At 68.5% G+C, this 24,060-nt stretch carries 14 protein-coding genes; 6 read left to right on the top strand and 8 right to left on the bottom strand.

All coding sequences use genetic code 11. From position 1 onward, the window contains the following. Positions 1 to 25: 25 nt before the first annotated feature. The 3 genes from rplT to infC all read right to left on the bottom strand — a co-directional run bounded on the left by rplT (position 26) and on the right by infC (position 1,367). Positions 26 to 406 (bottom strand): 50S ribosomal protein L20, encoded by a 381-nt coding sequence (rplT, locus tag RVF83_RS16075; RefSeq protein WP_005178731.1) that lies wholly within the window; start codon positions 404 to 406, stop codon positions 26 to 28. 43 nt (positions 407 to 449) lie between these two features. Further along, a complete protein-coding gene (gene rpmI, locus RVF83_RS16070; protein WP_005200211.1) occupies positions 450 to 644 on the bottom strand; it encodes a 50S ribosomal protein L35 in 195 nt (64 codons plus the stop codon). 120 nt (positions 645 to 764) lie between these two features. Then, complete coding sequence (infC, locus tag RVF83_RS16065; protein ID WP_081712428.1) at positions 765 to 1,367, bottom strand: translation initiation factor IF-3; 603 nt, start codon at positions 1,365 to 1,367, stop codon at positions 765 to 767. 316 nt (positions 1,368 to 1,683) lie between these two features. Between infC and RVF83_RS16060 the strand changes: the two genes are divergently transcribed. Continuing rightward, a complete protein-coding gene (locus RVF83_RS16060) occupies positions 1,684 to 2,109 on the top strand; it encodes a DUF1844 domain-containing protein (RefSeq protein WP_005200213.1) in 426 nt (141 codons plus the stop codon). A gap of 33 nt (positions 2,110 to 2,142) precedes the next feature. Further along, a complete protein-coding gene (locus RVF83_RS16055; RefSeq protein WP_005200214.1) occupies positions 2,143 to 2,457 on the top strand; it encodes a hypothetical protein in 315 nt (104 codons plus the stop codon). A 91-nt stretch (positions 2,458 to 2,548) separates the two neighbouring features. Here RVF83_RS16055 and uvrA read toward each other — a convergent pair whose 3' ends face one another. Beyond that, positions 2,549 to 5,431, bottom strand: a complete 2,883-nt coding sequence (gene uvrA, locus RVF83_RS16050; RefSeq protein WP_005200215.1) for an excinuclease ABC subunit UvrA — start codon at positions 5,429 to 5,431, stop codon at positions 2,549 to 2,551. Between the two features lie 264 nt (positions 5,432 to 5,695). Here uvrA and RVF83_RS16045 point away from each other — a divergent pair, with 264 nt between their 5' ends. The 4 genes from RVF83_RS16045 to RVF83_RS16030 all read left to right on the top strand — a co-directional run bounded on the left by RVF83_RS16045 (position 5,696) and on the right by RVF83_RS16030 (position 10,900). Then, entirely contained in the window at positions 5,696 to 6,376 is a 681-nt protein-coding gene (locus tag RVF83_RS16045; protein WP_005200216.1) for an MBL fold metallo-hydrolase, read from the top strand. 285 nt (positions 6,377 to 6,661) lie between these two features. Next, entirely contained in the window at positions 6,662 to 7,780 is a 1,119-nt protein-coding gene (locus RVF83_RS16040) for a DoxX family protein (RefSeq protein ID WP_005200217.1), read from the top strand. Positions 7,781 to 7,871: 91 nt separating this feature from the next. Continuing rightward, positions 7,872 to 8,528 (top strand): hypothetical protein, encoded by a 657-nt coding sequence (locus RVF83_RS16035; protein ID WP_005200218.1) that lies wholly within the window; start codon positions 7,872 to 7,874, stop codon positions 8,526 to 8,528. Further along, a complete protein-coding gene (locus RVF83_RS16030; protein WP_005200219.1) occupies positions 8,525 to 10,900 on the top strand; it encodes a HelD family protein in 2,376 nt (791 codons plus the stop codon). The genes RVF83_RS16035 and RVF83_RS16030 overlap by 4 nt, the downstream gene beginning before the upstream one ends. Here the strand turns inward: RVF83_RS16030 and RVF83_RS16025 are convergent. The 4 genes from RVF83_RS16025 to RVF83_RS16010 are packed head-to-tail and all read right to left on the bottom strand — an operon-like array spanning position 10,872 to position 24,044. Then, on the bottom strand, positions 10,872 to 18,869 hold the full coding sequence (locus RVF83_RS16025; protein ID WP_341262032.1) for an amino acid adenylation domain-containing protein: 7,998 nt from the start codon (positions 18,867 to 18,869) through the stop codon (positions 10,872 to 10,874). The genes RVF83_RS16030 and RVF83_RS16025 overlap by 29 nt on opposite strands. Positions 18,870 to 18,885: 16 nt before the next feature. Continuing rightward, entirely contained in the window at positions 18,886 to 20,814 is a 1,929-nt protein-coding gene (locus RVF83_RS16020) for a condensation domain-containing protein (protein WP_341261956.1), read from the bottom strand. Positions 20,815 to 20,872: 58 nt separating this feature from the next. After that, the gene (locus tag RVF83_RS16015; RefSeq protein WP_341261955.1) at positions 20,873 to 21,865 is read right to left on the bottom strand and encodes an AMP-binding protein; all 993 of its coding nucleotides are present in this window, start codon (positions 21,863 to 21,865) and stop codon (positions 20,873 to 20,875) included. Beyond that, a complete protein-coding gene (locus RVF83_RS16010) occupies positions 21,798 to 24,044 on the bottom strand; it encodes a condensation domain-containing protein (RefSeq protein WP_341261954.1) in 2,247 nt (748 codons plus the stop codon). Before RVF83_RS16010 ends, RVF83_RS16015 begins: the two co-directional genes overlap by 68 nt. Positions 24,045 to 24,060 lie beyond the last annotated feature (16 nt).

Here is a 24,060-nt window from a genome sequence, read left to right as displayed (position 1 = left end):
GCGGGTCGTGTGTGGTGTGGCGCAATCAGGCAGCCGGGGCGTTGACATCGGCCGGCAGGGCCTTGCGGGCGACCTCGACCAGGCCGGTGAAGGCCTCGGGATCGGTCACCGCGATGTCGGCCAGCACCTTGCGGTCAACCTCGACACCAGCGGCCTTCAGGCCCTGGATGAAGCGGTTGTAGGTGATGTCGTTGGCGCGGGCCGCAGCGTTGATACGCGCGATCCACAGCTTCCGGAACTCACCCTTGCGGGCGCGACGGTCCCGGTAGGCGTAGGTCATCGAGTGGAGCTGCTGCTCCTTGGCCTTGCGGTAGAGGCGCGACCGCTGTCCGCGGTAGCCCTTCGAGGCCTCGAGGGTGGACCGACGCTTCTTCTGGGCGTTCACTGCCCTTTTCACGCGTGCCATGTGTTAAATCCTTTTGCTTGTCAGAGGTCAGGGTTCGCGCGCGTCAGATGTTCAGCAGGCGCTTGATGCGAGGGGTGTCGTTCTCGCTGACGACGGTGGTGCCGTCGAGACGACGGGTGCGCTTGGAGGGCTTGTGCTCCAGCAGGTGGCGGCGGTTGGCCTTCTGACGGACGATCTTGCCGCTGCCGGTCACCTTGAATCGCTTCGCGGTGCCCTTGTGGGTCTTGCTCTTAGGCATGTCTTTCCTTCTGTCGGGCGAACTCGGGCAGCCGAACCTGACCAGGTCCGGCTGGAATCCGGGTTCACGTCTCGTGATCTCGACCGGGACGGGGCATGCACCCGCGTCCGGCCGAACGGCTCAGCTCTCGTCCGGCGCGTTCTTCGGGCCGCCGGAACGTTCGCGGCTCTCTTGCGCCTTCTGGCGGGTCTTCGCGCCCTTGTGCGGGGCGAGGACCATCGTCATGTTGCGACCGTCCTGCTTGGCCGAGGTCTCGACGAAGCCGTAATCGGCGACATCGTTGCCCAGGCGCTGCAACAGGCGGTAGCCGAGCTCAGGACGGGACTGCTCGCGGCCGCGGAACATGATGGTCACCTTCACCTTCGACCCCGCCTCGAGGAACCGGACAACGTGACCCTTCTTGGTCTCGTAGTCGTGGTCGTCGATCTTGGGGCGGAGCTTCTGCTCCTTGATGACGGTCATCTGCTGATTGCGACGCGATTCGCGCTGCTTCTGGGCCGCTTCGTACTTGAACTTGCCGTAGTCCATGATCTTGCAGACCGGCGGACGGGCGTCGGGAGCCACCTCGACGAGGTCGAGGTCGGCTTCGTAAGCCAAGCGAAGCGCATCTTCAACACGCACGATGCCCACCTGCTCCGAGTTGGGTCCGACGAGTCGGACCTCCGGGACGCGGATGCGCTCGTTGATGCGGGTCTCAGTGCTGATGGGGCCTCCTAGTTCAATCCTGCAGTGGTAACCGTCGCGTCGTGGCGAGGGTCGTGTGCAGGAGAACGAGCGCAAACCTCAGCAAACGAGCCCCGGGACAGTGTCCACGGGGCTCCGATACCGACCGATTCTTCGTACTGCGCCTGGAGGGGCACAGCGCGGCCGATCTTCCCAATCACATCACGAGGATGCGATCTGCGACGATCGGCGTGAACCGGACCGTGCGACTGCGGGGAACTCGTCAGGCGAGAACTCGCGTCGAACGGTGGGAGCGGAACTCCACTTACGACCCCGGCGCATACCAGGGCGGTCGTGCTATGGGAGTCTAACAGCCATGGCCGAGAACCCCAATTCGTCACAAGCACCGACACCCCAGGGGGGTGCGACGGGCAGTGGCGCCGACACCGATGATGCGGCACGCACCGACCTCGACAACGTCCGTGACCTGGGAGATATTCCGGCCATCGAGGTCATCACCCGGTCGATCGTGATGCTCATGAGTGCCGCCGCCGAGAAGTTGGGCCTGGCCGAGGGCACCCCGGAGGACCGGATCGACCTGCCCGAGGCGCGTACCCTCATCACCGCCTTGGCCGGCCTCGTCGATGCGTCGAAGGCCGACCTCGGCATCCACGCCGCACCGATCCGCGACGGGCTCAAGGGTCTGCAGCTCGCCTTCCGTGAGGCCAGTGCCTACCCGGACGAGCCCGGCGAAGGACCCGGTGAGAAGTACACCGGCCCGGTCCGCGCACCGAAGAAGTAGTCGGGCGAGCCAACGCCGCCCTACCCTGGTTCCATGACGAATCCCGGAGAATCCGACCCGACGAGCACGCCGTCGGCAGGCACCTCGTCTGACGACGTCATCGACGCGGAGATCGTGCACACCGGTCCGGTGCCGGGAACCCTCCCCGATCCCGACTACACCGACAGCGGTGTCCCGACCTTCGACTTCGTCCGCGACAAGATCGAGAACCGGGTCACCACCGCCATCGGGTCCCAGGAACTCGCCGAGGCGAGCGCCGAGGGGCAGAGCGTCGACGAGATGATGCGCAAGCGCGACGAGGCCGCGAAGAAGCGGCTCGAGGAGATCCGCAAGTCGATGGGCCAGTAGCCCACCACCCCGACAAAATCGCCACCTCCGAGCAGCGGCGCGAGCTGAAACCAGCACTGCTGCAACGGAAGTGGCGATTCTCCTGTGACTGTCAGCCGGCCGAGGCGACCGTCTCGTCGACCTCGAGGATCTCGGCGAGGAACTTGCCGGTGTGGCTGCCCGGGGCGACCGCGATGTCCTCGGGGGTGCCCTCGGCGACGACCGTGCCGCCGCCGCTGCCGCCCTCGGGGCCCATGTCGATGACCCAGTCGGCCGTCTTGATGACGTCGAGGTTGTGCTCGATGGTGATGACCGTGTTGCCCTTGTCGACGAGGCCGTTGATGACCGCGAGGAGCTTCTTGATGTCCTCGAAGTGCAGGCCGGTGGTCGGCTCGTCGAGGATGTAGACGGTGCGCCCCATCGAGCGCTTCTGCAGCTCGGCGGCCAGCTTCACACGCTGCGCCTCACCACCCGAGAGGGTCGGCGCCGGCTGCCCGAGGCGGACATATCCGAGGCCGACGTCGTTGAGGGTCTTGAGGTAGCGATGGATCGAGGTGACCGGCTCGAAGAAATCGGCGGCCTCCTCGATCGGCATGTCGAGGACCTCGGCGATGGTCTTGCCCTTGTAATGGACCTCGAGCGTCTCCCGGTTGTAGCGGGCACCGTGGCACACCTCGCACGGGACGTAGACGTCCGGCAGGAAGTTCATCTCGATCTTGATCGTGCCCTCACCGGTGCAGGCCTCACAGCGGCCGCCCTTGACGTTGAACGAGAACCGGCCCGGCTGGTAGCCGCGCACCTTGGCCTCGGTGGTCGCCGCGAACAGGGTGCGGATCTTGTCGAAGACGCCGGTGTAGGTCGCCGGGTTGGAGCGCGGGGTGCGCCCGATCGGCGATTGGTCGACCTGGACGAGCTTGTCGAGGTTGTCGAGTCCCTTGATCCGCGTGTGGCGGCCGGGCACCTGACGTGCGCCGTTGAGCTTGTTGGCGAGGACCGTCGCGAGGATGTCGTTGACCAGCGTCGACTTGCCGGAGCCGGAGACTCCGGTCACCGCGGTCATCACGCCGAGCGGGAACGACACCTCGATCCCGCGGAGATTGTGCTCACGGGCACCCACGACGGTCAGCTGGCGTTTGCGGTCGATGGGCCGGCGGATCTCCGGGATGGGTAGCGAGTCCCGGCCGGACAGGTATGCACCGGTCAGCGACTTGCGGTTCTTCAACAGGTCCTTGTAGCTGCCGCTGTGCACGACGTGACCGCCGTGCTCACCGGCTCGCGGACCGATGTCGACGATCCAGTCGGCGGACCGGATGGTGTCCTCGTCGTGCTCGACGACGATCAGCGTGTTGCCCAGGTCGCGGAGCCGGGTGAGGGTCTCGATCAGTCGGCGGTTGTCGCGCTGGTGCAGACCGATCGACGGCTCGTCGAGGACGTAGAGGACGCCCGCGAGACCGGAGCCGATCTGCGTCGCGAGACGGATGCGCTGGGCCTCACCACCAGACAGTGATCCGGCCGCTCGCGACAGCGACAGGTACTCCAGGCCGACGTCGAGCAGGAAGCGGATTCGTGCCTGGACTTCCTTCAGGACACGTCCGGCGATCGCGGCCTGACGCTCGTCGAGGTGGAGGTTGTCGAGGAAGTTCGCGCAGTCGGCGACCGAGAGCGCACAGACCTCGGCAATCGACTTCGGACCGTACTCGGGATGGTCGAGGGTGACCGCGAGGATCTCCGGACGCAGGCGCGCACCCTGGCAGGCGGGGCACGGCACGTCGCGCATGTATCCCTCGTAGCGTTCCTTCATCTGCTCGGACTCGGTCTGGTCCATCCGCCGGGCGAGGAAGGACATGACGCCCTCGAACTCGGTGTAGTACGAGCGGGTACGTCCGTAGCGGTTCCGGAACTTCACGTGCACCTGGTGGTCGCTGCCGTTGAGCAGCGCTCGACGCGCCTTGACCGGCAGCTTCTTCCACGGGGTGTTGATGTCGAAGCCCATCTGGTCGGCCAGACCCGACATCAGGCGCAGGAAGTAGTCGGCGTTGTGGCCGGTCGACCAGGGTGCGATCGCACCCTCGGCGAGGCTCATCTCCGGGTCGGGCACGACGAGTTCCTCGTCGACCTCCTTGCGGATGCCGAGGCCGTCGCATTCAGGACAGGCACCGTAGGGCGAGTTGAACGAGAACGAGCGCGGCTCGAGGTCGTCGATCGCGATCGGGTGGGCGTTGGGGCACGCCATCTTCTCGGAGAACCGGCGCTCGCGGTCCGGGTCGTCCTCTTCGAGGTCGACGAAGTCGAGCACGATGATGCCGTCGGCGAGACGCAGACCGGTCTCGACCGAATCGGTGAGACGCTGCTTGGCGCTCGCCTTCACGACGAGGCGGTCGACGACGACCTCGATGTCGTGCTTCTCCTGCTTCTTCAGCTTCGGCGGATCGGTCAACTGGTGGACGACACCGTCGATCCGGGCGCGCGAGAAGCCCTGGGTCTGAAGTTCCGCGAAGAGGTCGACGAACTCGCCCTTGCGGGTACGGACCACCGGCGCGAGAACCTGGAAGCGGGTGCCCTCCTCCATGGCGAGCACCTGGTCGACGATCTGCTGCGGCGTCTGCTTGGCAATCGCCTCGCCACAGATCGGACAGTGCGCCTTGCCCGCGCGGGCGTAGAGCAGACGAAGGTAGTCGTAGACCTCGGTGATGGTGCCGACCGTCGACCGCGGGTTGCGGTTGGTCGACTTCTGGTCGATGGACACCGCCGGCGACAGACCTTCGATGAAGTCGACGTCGGGCTTGTCCATCTGACCGAGGAACTGCCGGGCGTAGGCCGAGAGCGACTCGACGTAACGTCGCTGGCCCTCGGCGAAGATCGTGTCGAAGGCGAGAGACGACTTGCCCGACCCCGACAACCCGGTGAACACGATGAGGCTGTCCCGAGGGAGGTCGACATTGATGCCCCGCAGATTGTGTTCGCGGGCACCTCGGACGATCAGACGATCAACCACTGCAGTCCTAACATTCTCTTCAAGTCAGAGTCTTCTCAAACTCCCCGGGGCGCACCGGTGGCGCATGGGCACCGTAACGACAGGCACCGACAATTCTGTTCCGTGAGCGTCGGCCGGATGGGATTCGAGGCCCGAGCGCCGGACGATCGGTCTCGCCATCCGCGCATACACCATCGGACCGATAGTCCACGATACCCGCGCCCCGACCACGCCCGACCGTCGCGAGCGTCACACACCGGCCGAGCGGTGTCATAGCCTTGTCGCATGACCTCAGCGACACCGATCAGCGACTCCTACACCGGCGATCTCTCGGAGTCGAAGACCCCGCAGCGACGCACCCTCGACTCGGCCACCATCGTCAAGCTGTCCGTCGGATCGATGGACAACAACGTGTACGTGGTGACCTCGAAGGCCACCGGCGACCAGCTGATCATCGACGCCGCCAACGACGCGGACACCATCATCTCCACCCTTGCCGCCATCGGCGGGAAGCCCGCACTGATCTTCACGACGCACCAGCATTTCGACCACGTGCAGGCACTCGCCGCCGTCGCCGAGCAGACCGGCGTTCCCACCGCCGCCGGCCGGTTCGACGCCCCCGAGTTGCCGGTCACCCCGGATCGTCTCGTCGATGACGGCGACGTGATCGAAGTCGGCGACCTCCGGTTCGAGGCGATCCACCTCGTCGGGCACACCCCGGGTTCCATCGCGCTCGCCCTGACCGACGGCGACACCGTCCACCTGTTCACCGGCGATTGCCTGTTCCCCGGCGGTATCGGCAAGACCTGGAAGTCCGAGGACTTCGACACCCTCATCAAGGACGTCTCCACCAAGGTGTTCGACCGCTTCGGCGACTCGACCGTGGTCTACCCCGGACACGGCAAGGACACCACCCTCGGTGCCGAGCGTCCGTCGCTGCAGGAGTGGCGCGAACGCGGCTGGTGACAACCCGCACACCCACCCCTTTTCCGTAAACGCTCCCCCTCGCGCCGGGGCGGGTTTACGGAAAAGGGGTGGGTGTACCTCAGGTTTGGGCGTGGGCCTCTCCGGATACCTGACACCCGAAACGCTCTACCGATCGCGACCTCGGCACTCCCGATGTTCCCGAACGGATCACGAAGAGTCGATTCACCTGCATGTATCCAGAGGGCGGGTAGCGTTGATCAGGCCAGAAATACGCTGTACCCCGACGGATCTCGAACCGCACTCGATCGAAGAAGGTTGTGACCGATGATTCTCCGCCGTATCGCCCGCCCGCTCCTCGCGTCAGCGTTCGTCGCCAGTGGCGTCGACGCCATCCGGAGCCCGAAACCGATCGCGCAGTCCGCGGCGCCGCTCGTCGACAAGGCGCGCACCGCCCTGCCACCGGAGGTCGCGGACAAGGTCCCGGAGAACACCGAGACGCTGGTCCAGATCAACGCCGCGGCGCAGATCGGCGGCGGCATCCTGCTGGCGACCGGCAAGTTCCCGCGTCTCGCCTCGGTGGTCCTGGCCGGAACCCTCATCCCGACGACGGCCGCCGGCACTGACTTCTGGAACGAGGCCGACCCGATCCGTAAGGAAGCCCAGCGCGACGCGTTCATCAAGAACGTCGGCCTGCTCGGCGGCGTGCTGCTCGCCGCGGTGGACACCGAGGGCAAGCCGTCCCTCGCGTGGCGCGGCAAGCAGAAGGCAAGTGCCGTCGCCGCGGCGCTCCCGATCGGCGCGGCTGCCGGCCACTCCACCTGGGACACCCTCGTCGAGCGCGGCCATGAGGGCGCCGAGATCGTCGGCGAGCGGTCGGCCGAAGCCGGCGACCTGCTGAGCAAGGGCGCACACGTGCTGTCCGAGCGTTCCGCGGAATGGACGGCCGAGGCCGCCGCCAAGTTCCGCGAGCACGCTCCCGAACTGGCCGAGTCCGCGCAGAAGCGGTCGCTCGAGATCGCGGAGCGGGCCGCCGACACCGCGGCCGAGGTCGCCGACCGTCTGCGCGATCGTGCACCTGTGCTCGCCGACGCCGCTTTGGTCCGTTCGTCGACCCTGGCCGACGCCGCACTCGATCGGTCGTCGGAACTGGCCGAGACCGCCCGCAAGCGCGGACCGAAGTTGGCCAAGCAGGCGCAGAAGCGCGCGAAGAAGGCCAAGAAGCAGGCCGCCAAGAATGCTCCGAAGTTCGCCGACGTCGCCCGCGACCGTTCGGCGGAGTTCGCCGACATCGCCCGGGATCGCTCGGCCGAGTTCGCCGAACTCGCGCGCGCCCGGTCGGCCGAGCTCGCCGAGTCCGCCCGTCATCTCGCGGCCGCCGCCGAGGAAACCGCGGCGCACACCGCGGACGAGGGCCGCAAGCGTTGGCGCAAGGCGCGCAGCTGAACGTCCTGTCCGGTAGCCGGATGCGAGTACGACGCTGAGCACCGCCGATCACCACACGGACGCGGCACACCCACCAGAGAACTATCCCTGGGTGTCCGCGTCCGTTGTGGTCGAGCAGGACCCGCGGCTTGCTCCCCCACCCGGTACGCGTCTGGTGGTGGCGGTGGGCTCGAACGCAGCGCCGAGCGTGTTGCGCCGCAAGCTCGGCCACCTCGACCCCACCGGCGGCCTGCACCTGGAGCGGGTGCGGGTCGCCAACATCACAGTCGGTCATTCCGCTCACGTCGCGGCTCGTGGGTATGTTCCCGCGGCACCCGTTCGCACAGGTCACGGGGCATTCGACGCGGTGGCCGCCTGGCTCTCACCCCCGCAGACCGAGGCGCTGGACCTCACCGAACCCAACTACGATCGACGGACAGTGAACACGCACGACCATTCCCTCATTCTCGGTGACCCCCGACTGCCCGCCGGCGGTCCCGCCGCTCCGGACGAGTTCGACATCTACGTCTCGCGTCACGGAGTCCTCGCCGACCCCGCGACCGGAAGGACGCTGACGTTCGGCAGCCAGGAACGTGTCCTCGGCTGGCTGCAGCGTCAGCTGGGCGACCCCGATCTGCACGGCCCGGCGGCCGAGGTCTGCTGTCGTCTGGCGACCGCAGATCACGCGACACGGATGACGGGACGGATCAGAGACGCCGGGTTGGCACGGTCGGCGTGGCCCGTCGACGCGCGAGGAGTTGTGGCGTGACCGCACTGTCCCCCGACACCGACCCTCGGATCAGCGAGGAACAGGATCACCTCGACCGGGTGTACGGCCGTCTCGACCGGATGCGGCAGACCACGCAGCGCCGCCTGTCCTCGACCCTGAGCGAGCGCGGCGGAACCCCGCAGGCGCTCTCGGAGCGCGAGTCGTACGAGCGGATGTACAACGAGGACCTCGCGAAATTCGATGCCGCCGAACACAATCTGTACTTCGGTCGCCTCGATCTCGACGACGGCGAGATCCGGCGGATCGGCCGTATCGGCGTCCTCGACGACGGCCTGGGCGACGACGGTACACACGACCACTCCGCGACCGACGCGACGCTGCTGCTCGACTGGCGCGCACCCCTGGCCCGTCCCTTCTATCTGGCGACCCCGGCGGCGCCCGATGACGTCGCCCGCCGTCGCCACATCCGGACCCGCAGCCGCAAGGTCCGTGGGGTCAGTGACGAATCGCTGACCGCAGGCGACGCTCTCCTCGACGACTTCGGTCACGGCGACGTCGTCAACGAATCCGCCCTCGTCGCCGCGCTGAATGCTGCGCGTACCGGCGAGATGACCGACATCGTCGAGACCATCCAGCGGGAGCAGGACCTCATCATCCGGTCGACGCACCGCGGTGTGACGGTCATCCAGGGCGGTCCGGGAACCGGCAAGACGGCCGTCGCGCTGCACCGCGCCGCCTACCTGCTCTACACCCATCGCGAGATCCTCTCGCGCAGCGGCATTCTCATCATCGGACCGAACGACGACTTCCTCAGCTACATCGGCCAGGTCCTGCCGTCACTCGGCGAGTCCGGCGTACTGCTCTCGACGATCGGCGACCTGTTCCCCGGCGTCCGGGCCCGCAGCGCCGATCCGCGTGTCACCACCGGCGTCAAGGGCGGCCTCCGGATGGTCGACGTCCTCAAACGAGCGGTGCGGGCCAAGCAGTCCTTGCCGTCCCGGCCGGAGCCGGTGGATTTCGACAGCTACCGGGTCGAGATCGACTCCGAACTGATCAAAGCCGCACGAGCCAAGGCCCGTTCGACACGTCGCGCGCACAACCAGTCGCAGAACGCCTTTCTCAAGGCCGGCCTCGCCGAACTCGCCCGACGTCACGCCTCGACCATCGGTTCGAGCTTGCTCGACGGCTCGCAGTTGCTCAGCCCCGCCGACATCGCCGACATCCGCGACGACATGAGCCAGGACCCCGACATCCGTGCGGCGCTGCTGAAGTTCTGGCCCACGCTGACGCCGCAGGACATGCTGCGCGAGTTGCTCACCGACGAACGCGCGATCCGCAAGGCCACCCCAGGATGGTCCGACGCCGACCGCGCGGCGCTGCTGCGGGAACCGCGCACCTTCTCGACCACCGGGGAGGACTTCTCCCCCGCCGACGTGCCGCTCCTCGACGAGTTGGCCGAACTCATCGGCTACGGCACCGACGACGCCGAACGCGCCGAACGTGCACGCTGGCGGCGTCAGCTCGCCGAGGCGCAGGATGCTCTCGACATCCTGACGGGTTCGGCCCCACAGGATCTCGAGGACGAGCTCGATCCCGAGATCCTGATGGCCTACGACCTGATCGACGCCGAACAACTGGCGTCGCGTCAGACCGAGACCCGGCGCGCCACCACTGCCGAACGCGCCTACGGCGACCGCACCTGGACCTTCGGTCATGTGATCGTCGACGAGGCGCAGGAGCTCTCCCCGATGGCGTGGCGAATGGTGATGCGCCGCATCCCCAACCGGTGGATGACCATCATCGGTGACACCGCCCAGACCTCCGACGAGGCGGGCACGCGGTCGTGGGGTGAGGTGCTCGAGCCATACGTCGCCAAGCGCTGGCAGTTCAAGGAACTGTCGGTGAACTACCGCACGCCCAGCGAGATCATGACCTACGCCGCCCGCGTCCTCGACGAGATCGGCAATGGGGAGACCGCGCCGACGTCATTGCGCAGCAACGGTATCGAGCCGGTGGCGATCGCCGTGGACGACGCCGGTGACGCGGAGAGCGTCGCAGCCGGCGTGCTCCGCGCCGTCGATCTCGCCGAACCGGAGGGACTCACGGCCGTCGTCGTCCCCGACCCGCTGGTCGATGTGGTGGCGACCGCCCTGGACACGGACGCGTTCGACGCGAAGGGGGTGGAGGCCCCGAAGGTCTACACGGTCCGGACCTGCAAGGGACTCGAGTTCGACACCACGATCGTGGTCGAACCGGCCGCTATCATCGCCCAGTCACCGCGGGGTCTCAGCGACCTGTACGTCGCGCTGACCCGCGCCACTCAGCGACTCGTCGTTGTTCACGACGAGCCGTTGCCCGAGGTGCTCGCGGATCTACCGTCCGTCACCGACGCCGCGACTCCGCGTCGCTGAGCGCTGCGTCGATCCGCGGTCCGAACTCCGACAGCGCCTCGCTGCCGACGATGCCCAGATGGTCTGTGTCGATGTCGATCCGGGTGATGCCGCCGCCCAGGTACGGCTCCCAGCGACTCGGGCCCGCGTCCGCCGATTCCTCGGTGTCACTGTCGGCGGCGACTATGAGCATGGTGTCGCCGTCGTACGGTCGTGGCCGGTGCGAGATCGTGCGCTCGGCAGAACTTGTCATGCGCTCGAGCATCCGGTCGAACGAATCCGCGTCGAGCAGTCCGAGTCCGGTGACCTTGTCCCGGATCGCGGTCGCGATCGTTTCCGGCGCAACCGATCCCGAATTTCCGGAGCCGACGAGCTCGTCGACGTCGATGACCTCGCGCCACCCACCGAGCAACTCCGAGGCCACTTCGCGGGCGTCGATGTCCACCGACATCTCCCCTTCGTCGGTCCAACTCGTCGCCAACTCGACGTCGTCGGCCGGATAGCTGTCGAGCAGACCCAGGAATCCGACGTCCGCGCCGCGCAATCTCAGTTCGACGGCCATCTCCTGCGCGATCAGGCCGCCGATCGACCAACCCAGCAGGTGGTACGGCCCCTCGGGGGCGATGCGCCGGATCTCGTCGACGTAGCGCACGGCGAGATCGTGCACCGTGGCGTCGGGGAGATCACCGGCCACCACGTACGGGTCCTGCAGTCCGTACACCGGCCGGTCATCGAGATGCGGTGCGAGGCCGCCGAACAACCACGCCAACCCGTCGGCGGGATGCACGCAGAACACCGGGTTCCGTGAACCCTCCCGGCGCAGCGGTACGACGACGCCGCCGTTCGTCGGGTCGGACGCATCCGCTCCCACGGGTTCCGGCTCGAGGTGCGCAGCCAGCCGCGCACCGAGGTCTCGAGGTGTCGGGCCGGCGAACACCCAGGCGACCTCGACGGGGATGCCCGTGCGGCGACGGAGCTCGGCGACGAGGCGGACCGCGGACAGTGACGTCCCACCGACGTCGAAGAAACTCTGGGCCGCGCTCGTGACCTCGACGCCGGTGACCGCGGACATGCACTCGGCGACGAGCTCCTCCCACGCCCCGGCCGGCGCCACCGGCCGCTCCGCAACGTGCGCATCGTGAGCGGACTCCCCGATCATCGTCGACATCCGCGCGCGGTCGGGGCGGCCGTCGTCTCGCACCGGGATCTCGTCGACGATCGTCAGAACCGTCGGAACACAGTGCGGTGCCAAGATTTCGACGGTAGATCGACGAAGATCGTCGGCGGTGATGTCGTCGGTGTTGACGCCTTCCGGGTCGACGCTCACCCACCCATGGATCTCGACACCGTCGTCATTCCGGACAGCGACGACGCCGCTCGCTCGTACACCGTCGAGTTCGGCGAGGGCCGTCTCGACCACATCGAGATCGACGCGCAGCCCGCCGACCCTGACCTGACGGTCGAGCCCGCCGAGAACCTCGATCCGCGGTTTCCCACCTTCGTCGAGCCACCGTGCGAGCAACCCGGTCGAGGAATCGGCGGTACGCAGTTCGCCGCGGACCCGAGACGGCAGCAGACGCCCGGCGGAGTCGACGACGACACCCGGTGCGGACGACGCGTCCAGTCGGCGATGATCGTCCTCGCTCAGCAGGTCGATCCCGGCCAGAACCGTCGCGGTCGGCGTGTCGGCGGTGATCGCATCGATCATGCGGCGGAACACGTCGCGGAACACCGCGACCGTCTCCGGGTCGAAGAGTGCTGCCGCGTAGTCGATCTCACCGACGATGACCATTCCGTCGGGGGTGCTGGTCTCGGCGAGTCCGAGGGTCAGGTCCACCTTGGCCGACGGAGGTCCGGGGTCGACGGGCTGTACCCGGAGCCCGTTCGCGACCTCCGACGGCACCGCCGCCTGGTCGGTGGGTCCGGCAGAGGTGTCGGCCAGGTAGTTGATCATGACCTGGACCAGCGGGGCGTGCGCGGTGGACCGGACGGGCGTGAGGCGTTCGACGAGCGTCTCGAACGGGATGTCCGCGTGGGCGAATGCCGCCGCGTCGGTCTCACGGACCCGTGCGAGAAGATCGGCGACGGTGTCGTCGGCTCCGAGCCTCGTGCGCAGGACGACGGTGTTGATGAACATGCCGATCATGCGCGTGGTCGCAGCCTGCCCGCGACCCGAGACCGCGGCACCGATACTCACGTCGTCGACATCGGCGAGTCTGGCGAGCGCCGCGGCGAATGCGGCGTGGCACACCATGAACGGCGTCAGCCCATGCGCCCGGGCGGTGCGGGCGACCGCGGCACTGCGTTCGGGCCCGAGGTCGATCGGCAAACGTCCGCCTCGGTGGTCGATCACCGGCGGCCGCGGACGGTCCGTCGGAAGGTCGAGTGCGGCGGGGATGCCGTCGAGCGCCGTCGACCAGTAGTCGAACTGGGCCGCCATCAGCGAGGTCGGGTCGTCGAGATCGCCGAGAGTCTCGCGCTGCCAGATCGTGTGGTCGACGTAACCCACCGGAAGTGGGTCCGGCGCGGGCAGATCCGCCCCCGCCGCTCGCATCTGGTACGCAACCAGCAGTTCCTCGGACAGGATCTGCAGGGATGCGGCGTCACCGGCGATGTGGTGGATCACCACGACGACGCGGTATCCGTCGTCGGTGGGCGAGATCGCCACCCGCACCGGAAGGTCGACGGTGACGTCGAATCCCTCCGCGCAGACGGCCATCGCGGCGTCGGGGTCGGTTGTCTCATCCCAGCGCAGGCGGCTCGCCGCACCGCTCGTGTCGAGGACGAGCTGCACCGGCGTCCCGTCGTCCGCCATCGGGAAAACGGTGCGCAGCGGCTCGTGCCGGGCGACGACGTCGAGCAAGGCCTCGCGCAGCGCAGCGAGGTCCGGGTCACCGAGGACGTCGAACGCTACCGGCATGTTGTACACCGGCGACGTGACGTCGAACTGGTTGATGAACCAGATCCGTTGCTGCGCATACGACAACGGAATCCGCGCCGGGCGCCGGCGACGACTCAACGGCTGCGCCGACAGTCGCCGCCGGGTCAGCGAACGGGCGAGCTCTCGTACGGTCGGTGCGCGGAAGATGTCGCGGATGTCGATGTCCACCCCGAGACGTTCAGCAACGCCGGCCACGACACGCATCGCGGCCAGCGAGTGCCCGCCGAGGTCGAAGAACGGCACCGTCACCGAGACCTCGTCGAGTGCCAGGACGTCGGCGAAGACCGCCGCCAGGGCTCGCTCGATCCCGTCGGCCGGCGGGACGAACTCGGCCGACACCGCGGTCGGCGCGGGCAGGGCACGACGATCGAGCTTGCCGGTGGAGGTCAGCGGGACGTCGTCGAGGATCACCCACTGCGTCGGTCGCATGTATTGCGGCAGTGTCTCGGCCACGCGCTCGCGCACTGCATCGAGATCGACGTCGCCGGCGAGGTATCCGACCAGGACCTCGCCCGTCGGTCCGCTGCGGACGGTCGCCGCGGCGTGGGTGATGCCGTCGATCCGCGCGAGGATCGACTCGATCTCCGCCAGCTCGATGCGTTGTCCGCGAAGTTTCACCTGGAAGTCGGCGCGGCCGAGGTACTCGAGCGCGCCTTCCGCATTCCATCGGACCAGGTCACCGGTCCGGTACAGTCGGGCACCCGGGCGGCCGGTGGGGTCGGCGACGAAGCGTTCGGCGGTGAGATCCGGTCGGGACGCGTATCCGCGGGCCAGCTGCCCGCCGCCGACATAGAGTTCGCCGACGACGCCGACCGGCGCGGGTTGCAGCCGGTCGTCGAGGACCCAGGTCGTGGTGTTCGCGATCGGCCGTCCGATCGGCACGGTCGCCTCGTCGGTGCCGAGGCGGTAGACGGTGACCTCGACCGCGGCCTCGGTGGGCCCGTACAGGTTGTCCATGTCCGTATCCGGGACGAGCGCGCGCATCGCATGCGCGGTGGCCGCGGGCAGCGCCTCGCCGGAGGCGTTGACGCGCCGCAACGTCGCCAGGGCCGCGCGCCGCTCGGGGTCGTCGCCCACGTATTCGGCGAATGCCGCCATCATCGACGGCACGAAGTGGATCGACGTGACCCGCCGACGTCGGACCTCGTCGAGGACGTAGGCCGGATCGATGTGCCGGCCGTCCTCGGCGATCACCAGTCTGGCACCGGCCATCAGTGGTGCGAACAGTTCCGGCACCGACACGTCGAAGGTGGCCGGGGTCTTCAGCATCACGACGTCGTCGGCGCCCAGGGGTTCCCGGATGTGCATCCAGGCGAGTCGGTTCAGGACTGCTCGGTGACTCACCGTGACGCCCTTGGGGGTTCCCGTCGACCCCGACGTGAACAGTGTGTACAGCGCGTTCTCCGGATCGACCACCCGACGGAATGCGGTGCGGGACACTGCCGCGACGTGGCCGTCGGCAACCGGGGGATCCGCGTCGACCACCAGTACGTCCGGCGTGACACCGACGAGGATCTCGGGCCGGGGCTCGGCGGCCAGGATCACCGAGATCGACGCCGCGTCGGTCATCGCCGTGAGTCGTTCCGCCGGTGTTGCCGGGTCGATGACCACGTAGGCGCCGCCGGCAGCGACCACGGCGTGGATCGCCAGGACGAGCTCGACCGAACGCGGGATGCACACGCCCACCGCGACATCCGGTCCCACGCCCTGGTCCGTCAGCCGCTGCGCCAGATCGGACACCCGGGCGGTGAACTCCGCGTACGTCAGCGTTCGGTCCCCCGCCACCAGAGCGATCGCGTCGGGTGCGCGGCGGGCCGCCGCGTCGACCGCCTCGGAGACCGTCGACCAGGGCACCGACAGGTCCGGGCCGGAGGCCAGTTCGGCGATCCGGGCGCGCTCGGCGTCGTCGGACAGGTCGATCTCGCCCACCGGCCGACGGTCGATCTCCGGGCCGGCGAGCGCGTCGAGCACACGGATCAGCCGCGTGATCATCACCTCGATGGTGGACACGTCGAACAGATCGGCCGCGTAGACGATCTCGACCGGCCACGCCCCCTCCGGATCCACGCTGACCGCGACAGTCATGTCGAGCTGAGTGGTCCTGGTGGACACCGCGAGAGGTTCCAGACGGAGTCCACCGGGGGCCTCGGCCGCGTCGGAGGTCTCCGCAGTCCCCGCGGCATGCAGCACCGACAGCATCACCTGGCTCAGCGGGGCGAAGGCCTCGGATCGCGCCGGCGCCAGCCGGTCCACGAGGTAGTCGAACGGGACATCCGCGCGGGCGAGCGCGTTGACGTCGTCGATGCGGACGCGGTCGAGGAAGTCCCGGACGTCGAGGGCCGGGTCGACCTCGCTGCGCAGGACCAGGGTGTTGACGAACATGCCGACGAGGTCATCGAGATGAGCATGGCCACGACCGGCAACCGGGGTGCTGATCGCGATGTCGCGGCTTGCCGACAGGCGCGCCAGGAGAATCGCGAGGGCCGCGTGGACCGTCATGAAGTCGGTGATCCCGCGATCCCGTGCCGAGGCGGAGATCCGGGCGGCCAGGTCGGCCGGGATCTCCGCGGTGACGCGCCCGCCACGCTGCGAGGCGACCGGCGGCCGCGGGCGATCCGTCGGCAGCGGGAGGAGGTCGGGCAGGTCCGACAGCCGGTTGACCCAGTACCCGACCTGCTTACCGAGGACCGAATCCGGGGCGTCGACATCGCCGAGGGTCTGTCGTTGCCACAGAGCGTGATCGGCGAACTGGACCGGTAGCTCGGTGAACGCCGGTGGCCGTCCCTCGACGCGGGCGAGGTACGCCGTCCACAGGTCGGACAACAGCGGTCGCATCGACTCGCCGTCGGCCGCGATGTGGTGCAGAAGCACGACGAGAACGTGGTCACCACCGTCTGTGGCGTCGCCTCCCACGTCCAGAAGTCGTACGCGCACGGGGATCTCGGTGGCGAGGTCGAACCCGAGCGGCCCGAGCAGCACGGGCAGGTCGTCGGCGGTGAGCGAATCGGCGGTCAGCATATCGGTTTCCCACCGCAGTGCTGCCCGGGCTTCGTCGATGTCCAGGACGCGCTGGAAAGGCTCACCCGCGTCGGCCGGGAAGGTCGTGCGCAGGATCTCGTGCCGCGCGAGCACATCGACGACGGACTCGCGCAGCGCCGACCGATCGAGCGGACCACGCAACCGGACGGCCAGCGGGATGGTGTAGGCGGCCGACCCCGGTTCGAACCGGTTGAGGAACCAGATGCGTTGCTGCGCATAGGACAACGGAATCCGCACCGGGCGCTCGACGACGCGGACCAGCGGCGCGTGGGGCGGCGCCGAGTCGTAGGCGGTCTCGATCCGGCGCGCGAGCCCGCGCACGGTCGTCGACTCGAAGACGTCACGGACACCCAGGCGGACGCCGAACCGGTCCCCGGCACGCGCGCTCAGTCGGGTCGCCGACAGCGAGTTCCCGCCGATGGCGAAGAAATCCGCGGTGACCGAGACCTTCTCGAGGCCGAGGATGTCGGCGACGATCGCGGCGAGGATCCGTTCGGTGTGCCCCGACGGCGGTGTGTGGGTGCCGGACGTGTCGACGGTGTCGATCTCCGGCAACTGCCGGCGGTCTATCTTGCCGACCGGATTGCGCGGGAGGTGCTCGAGGACAGCGAGATTGGCGGGAACCATGTACGGCGGCAGCTGCGCAGCGAGGTGATCGCGCAGGTCGGCGGTGTCGAGGTCGGCGCCCGGGGCGAGAGGTTCGACGTAGCCCGCGAGCTCGGTGACGGGGTCACCCACGCCGATGACGACCGCGTTGCGCACGGCCGGGTGAGCGGTCAAGGTCGCCTCGATCTCGCCGAGTTCCAGACGCTGTCCGCGCAGTTTCACCTGGAAGTCGCTGCGCCCCACGTAGGTCAGGTCGCCGGTGCGCGACCGGCGGACAAGGTCGCCGGTGCGGTACATGCGGCTGCCCGGCGGTCCGAACGGTGCGGGCACGAAACGCTCGGCGGTGAGGGCCGGAAGGTTGTGGTAACCGCGGGCGAGCTCGCCGCCGGCGAGATACAGCTCTCCGACGACATCAGCCGGCACCGGATGGAGTCGGCCGTCGAGGACGTGGGCGGTGGCGCCGGGCACGGGACATCCCAGCCGGACCGGTTCGTCGAGGTCGATCGCCGGTGAGGTGACGCTGATGATCGTCGTCTCGGTGGGCCCGTAGCCGTTGTGGAAAGCGGTGTGCGCGGCCCACCGGTTCTTCTCGGCGTCGGGGACCGCTTCGCCGCCGACGAGCACGTTGGTGAAGGGCAACGACGCGGGGTCCGGTAGCGAGGCGGCCACCGAGGTCACCAGGAACGCGTGCGTGGTGCGATGCGTCGTGATGAAGTCCGCCAGTTCGCGGCCACCGTAGATCTCCGGCGGGACGACGACGAGCGTGGCCCCGCTGCCGTAGGCACCGAGGATCTCGAGGATCGCGGCGTCGAAGGCGGGTGAGCTGATTCCCAGCCATCGGGCCTGCGGTCCCGAGCCGTGACGGTCGCGCAGCACCGCGGCCACTCCGGTGAGGCCACGATGGGTGACGAGGACACCCTTGGGCAGCCCGGTCGAACCGGACGTGAAGATCATGTACGCGCCGTCGTCGGGGTGTACCGCGCGTCGCATCCCGGGGGCCGGCCGGTGATCTCGGGATCGGAGTTCGGCGGCGCGGTCGGCGTCGAGACGCATCCAGCACAGATCCTCGCCGAGGTTCTGCACCGAGCCGTCGGTGAGCCCCACCCTGGCGCGCGCGGCACCCACCACGCGGGCGATGCGATCCGCGGGATGCCGGGGATCGACCGGGCAGTACACCGCGCCGGTCCTGGCAACCGCCCACAGTGCGAGTTGTGCCCGTGCCGACCGTCCGAAGGCGCACACGACGACGTCGTCCGGGCCGACGCCCAGCCCGATGAGTTCGGCGGCGAGATGGGAACTCGCGTTGTCCAACTCGTCATACGTCCAGGCGCCGAGGTCGTCGATGACGGCGGGGTGGTCGCCCCGCGACCGGACGGCGGCGGCGAGCAGTTCGGGAAGGACCACGACGGCCGGGTCCGGGTCACCGGAGACCAGCGGCTCCGTCTCGTCGTCGGCGGCGAGCAGATCGAGATCGCCGACCGGCGTGGTGGCGTCGGCGACCGCCCCGGCCAGCAGGCCGACGAACCGGTCGGCCAGGCGCCGGGCGTCGGCGTCGTCGTAGAGATCGGTGGCGTAGGTGAGGGTGCCCCGCCACGGCGCTCCCGCCGCCCCACCGGTGCGGACCGCCACCGTGAGGTCGAACTTGGCGGAATCGTCGACGACGGTCACCGGGCTGATGGCGAGGCCGGCGAGTTGGGGTGGTCAGATCCGCGGGCAGTGGTGAGGTGTCTGCGGTGTCGGTGGTGGTGAGCAGCACCTGCACGAGCGGTGCGTAGGACGCTGCTCGGGTGATCCCGAGCGCGTCGAGCACCTCGTCGAAGGGGACGTCGGCGTGGGCGAGGGCGTCGAGGTCGCCGTCGCGGATCTCGTCGAGGAGGACGGCGAAACCGTCGTCGGCCGCGACCCGGCTGCGCAGGGCGACGGTGTTGACGAACATGCCGATCAGGTCGTCGGTCTCACCGTCGCGGCCGGCGGTGGCGGTGCCGATGACGACGTCTCCGCTACCGGAGAGGCGGCTCAGAAGTGCGGCGAGAGCTGCGTGGAGCACCATGAACGTGGTCGTCCCGGCGGCACGGGCGAGGTCGGTGGCAGCCAGTGCGGTCCGGCCGGGAATCGTGAAGTCGACCGTGGCGCCGCGGGTCTCGCGGGTGGCGGGTCGCGGATGGGTGGTCGGGAGTTCGAGCAGCGCAGGGGCCCCGGCGAGGCGGTCCGCCCACCACCGGCGTCGGGTGGCCGCGGTGGTGTCACCCTGCCGGAGTTCCAGGACATGGTCGGCGTACTGGCGATGCAAGGGGGCCCAGTCCGGTGTGCGACCGTCGCGTCGTGCGACGTAGGCGGTGAGCAGATCGCGGGCCAGGACCGGTCCCGACGCCCCGTCCGCGGCGATGTGGTGAACCGCGATGACGAGCAGCGCACCGCTTGCGGGATCGCCGTGCAGACGTGCCCGCAGCGGCAGGTCGCGGGTGAGGTCGTACGGTGCCGCGGCGACGGCCATCGCCTCGGTATCGGAATCGACCACCCGCCAGTCGAACTCGGCCTCGTCGACGATGACCTGACGCGGTCTGCCGTCCGGCCCGAGCGGGTAGATGGTCCGCAGGATCTCGTGGCGCGCGATCACGTCACCGAGCGCGCCCCGCACGTCGTCGACGTCGACCTGTCCGCGCAGACGGAATCCGAACGGGATGACGTACGACGCGACGTCGGGTTCGAACTGGTTGAGGAACCACATGCGTCGTTGTGCACTGGACAGCGGCAGGACGTCGGGACGCGGTAACGGTCCCGACGACCTCTCGCCCACCTCGACGCCGAGCGCCGCGGCATCGAGGCCGGATCGCTCGATGACGGCGGCGAGGCCGCGAACGGTCGGTTCGTCGAAGACGTCTCGCACGGTCACCGGCACGCCGAGTGCCCGTCCCAGGCGTGACGCGAGACGGGTTGCCGCCAGCGAGTTCCCGCCGGCGTCGAAGAAGCCGGCGTCGGCCGAGACCTCGTCAACCCCGAGCACATCGGCGAAAATGCCGGCGACGGCGATCTCGGCGGGTGTCGACGGGGCGACGTGATCATCGGCCGCGTACATCGGAAGCGGGAGTGCCTTGCGATCGATCTTGCCGGCGGTGTTCGACGGCATCTCGTCGAGGATCACCCACGACGTGGGACGCATGTAAGCGGGCAGTTTCTCGGCGACGGACCGGACGGTGTCGAGGTCGACGTCCGATCCGGTCAGATGGGCGATGAGCTGCTCGCCGGCGGCCAGTTCCATCACGGACGCCACGACCTGGGTCACCCCCGGTGCGGTCTGCAGGACCGACTCGATCTCCCCCAACTCGATCCGCTGACCACGCAGCTTCACCTGAAAATCACTACGCCCCAGATACTCCAACTCACCAACACCAGACCACCGGACCCGATCACCCGTCCGATACAACCGCGAACCCGCCCCACCAAACGGATCCGCCACAAACCGCTCCGCGGTCAACCCCGACCGCGACGCATACCCCCGAGCCACCTGCACCCCACCCCAGATACAACTCACCCACCACACCCACCGGCACCGGCCGCAACCGCGAATCCAACACCCACACCGACACATTCGGCACCGCACGACCAATCGGCACCACCACCTCACCACCCGAGACCACATACGACGTCACATCCACCGCAGCCTCAGTCGGCCCATACAAATTCACCACCCGCACACCCGGCACCAACCCCCGCAACCCCTCCACACCCGCCACACCCAACGCCTCACCCGAACAAAACACCTGCCGCAACGACCCCAACCCCACCCCACCCGAACCAACCGGACCAGAACCACCCAACGCATCCACGAACACCGACAACATCGACGGCACAAAATGACACACCGACACACCAAACCGCTCCACCACCGACGCCACATACCACGGATCCCGATGCCCACCCGGCTCCGCCACCACCACCGAAGCACCAACCATCAACGGCCAGAACAACTCCCACACCGACACATCAAACGACACCGGCGTCTTCCACAACACCACATCATCACCAGACACCCCGAACAACGACTGCATCCACCCCAACCGATTCACCACCGCCCCATGCGACACCGTCACACCCTTCGGCCGACCCGTCGACCCAGACGTGAACAACGTGTACACACCCACCAACGACGACAACACCCCCACCTCATCCACCACCACCCCCAACTCCACACCACCATCAACACCCGAAACACCCGACCCCACACCACAATCCACCACCACACACTCCACACCAGAAGGCACCACCACCTCCTCGGACACCCGCGTCAACACCACACCCACACCCGCCGTCGACAACATGTAACCCACCCGCTCAACCGGCGCATCCACCTCCACCGGCACATACCGCCCACCCACAACCACCACCGCATGCACCGCCACCAACAACTCCAACGACCGCGACATCACCACCCCAACAGCCGAATCCACCCCCACACCCCAACCCCAACAACCGCCGCGCAACCCCCGCCACCAACCCACCGAACTCCCCATACGACACCACCCGATCCCCACACCACACCGCCACCTGCGACCCCGACAACCCCACCCGCTCAGCCACCACCGAACCCACCGAACGACCACCCCACCCCAACTCCACCACCGCACCCCGCGACCAGTCCGCGATGGCGGCACGCTCGGTCGCGTCCGCGAGGTCGATGTCGCCGACCACCACGGTGTCATCGGCGAGACCGGTGGTGAGGACGTCGACGATCCGCTCACCGATACGGCGGACAGTGCGGTCCTCGAACAGGTCGGTGGCATAGACGATCCGCCCGGACAGGGCGGCGAGCTCGCCCGCCTCGTCGCGTGCGGCCGTCATGCCGATCATGAGGTCGAACCGTGCGGCGGGAACCCCCGCCTCGACGGGCGTCACCGTCAGGCCGGGCACCGAGATGTCGCCGACCGCGGACTGTTCGAGCGTCAGCATCACCTGCGCGAGGGGTGCGAACGCCTCGCTGCGGGTCGGGGCCAGTACGTCGACGAGGTGCTCGAAAGGCACGTCGGCCGCCGCGAACGCGTCGAGGTCGGTGTCGCGGACCAGCCCGATCACCTCGCCGAATGTGGCGCCCGGGTCGACCGGTGTGCGCAGGACGACGGTGTTGACGAACATGCCGACCAGGGCATCGAGTTCGGCGCGACCACGACCGGCGACCGGCGTGGCGAGTGCGATGTCGGAGGAGCCCGCCAGGCGGGACAGCACGACCGCCACCGCGGCGTGCAGCACCATGAACGCGGTGACCCCATGCCGGCGTGCGAAGCCGTCGATCGACGACGCCAGACCCTCGGGCACCTCGAACTCCACGACGGCACCGCGATGCGATGCCACCGGCGGCCGCGGACGATCGGTCGGCAATTCGAGAACATCGGGCAGGTCGGCGAGCTCGTCCGTCCACCACCGGGCGCGCCGGCCGAGCTCGGAGTCCGGGTCGTCCACCGACCCGAGGACGCGCTGCTGCCACAGCGCGACGTCCACGTACTGGACGTCCAGCGCGGGACGTTCTGGTGCACGCCCCGCGGTACGCGCGGCATAGGCGTGCAACAGGTCGTCGACGAGCGGTCGCAGCGACTCACCGTCCGCCGCGATGTGGTGGAGGACGACCACCAGGAGGTGGTCGTCGGACTCGGTGACCATCCCGGCGCGAATGGGTAGATCGCGGGTGACGTCGAACCCGGCCGAGGTGAGGGCCGCGACGTCGTCGTCGCGCCACCAATGGTCCACGGTGACCTCGTCGGCGGACGAGATGTCCTGCCATGGGCGACCATCGAGGTCCTGCGGGTACCGGGTGCGCAGCACCTCGTGCCGGGTGATCACGTCGGCCAGGGCGGCGCGCAGGGCCACGGTGTCGAGACGTCCGCGCAGCCGCATCGCGAACGGGATGTTGTAGGCGGGTGAGGCCGGATCGAACTGGTTGATGAACCACATCCGCTGCTGCGCCGCCGACAGGGGCGGGCGCGACGGACGCGGGAGCGACCCCAGGTCCGGGAGCTCATCGCCGGTCCGCGCACCGGACGCCGAGACAGCGGCGACCGATTCGCCACCGAGACGCTCATCGATCCATCCGGCCATGGCACGGACGGACGGCGCGTCGAACAGTTCACGAACGGTGAACGGCAGTGAGAAGGTATGCGAGAGCCGGGCGGCGACACGAGTGGCGGACAACGAGTGCCCGCCGACCTCGAAGAAGCTGTCGGCGACCGACACCTGCTCGACGGAGTGGTCGAGGACATCGGCGACGATCCCGGCGACCAGGCGTTCGGTGTCCGATGCCGGGGCCACGATCTCGCGCGGCCCGAACTCCGGCTTGGGAAGGGCTTTCCGGTTGATCTTCCCGGATGTTCCGAGCGGCATGTCGTCGAGCACGACCACGGTGTCCGGCACCATGTACGGCGCGAGGCGACTCGCAGCATGTGCACGTACCTGGGTCACGTCGGCATCGCCGGAGACGTAGGCGACGAGGCGGTCGTCGCGCACCAGAACCGCGGCGGCGACGACACCGGGCGCGGTCTGCAGGACCGACTCGATCTCCCCCAACTCGATCCGCTGACCACGCAGCTTCACCTGAAAATCACTACGC

The organism is Gordonia rubripertincta (assembly GCF_038024875.1).
GTDB lineage: Bacteria > Actinomycetota > Actinomycetes > Mycobacteriales > Mycobacteriaceae > Gordonia > Gordonia rubripertincta.
This window is presented reverse-complemented; position numbering and strand designations above follow the sequence as displayed.

Bases quoted from the DNA above. Each gene is read 5' to 3' on its own strand.
- RVF83_RS16055 (WP_005200214.1), top strand. From the start codon at position 2,143: ATGACGAATCCCGGAGAATCCGACCCGACGAGCACGCCGTCGGCAGGC.
- RVF83_RS16045 (WP_005200216.1), top strand. From the start codon at position 5,696: ATGACCTCAGCGACACCGATCAGCGACTCCTACACCGGCGATCTCTCG.
- RVF83_RS16040 (WP_005200217.1), top strand. From the start codon at position 6,662: ATGATTCTCCGCCGTATCGCCCGCCCGCTCCTCGCGTCAGCGTTCGTC.
- rpmI (WP_005200211.1), bottom strand. From the start codon at position 644: ATGCCTAAGAGCAAGACCCACAAGGGCACCGCGAAGCGATTCAAGGTG.
- rplT (WP_005178731.1), bottom strand. From the start codon at position 406: ATGGCACGCGTGAAAAGGGCAGTGAACGCCCAGAAGAAGCGTCGGTCC.
- RVF83_RS16060 (WP_005200213.1), top strand. From the start codon at position 1,684: ATGGCCGAGAACCCCAATTCGTCACAAGCACCGACACCCCAGGGGGGT.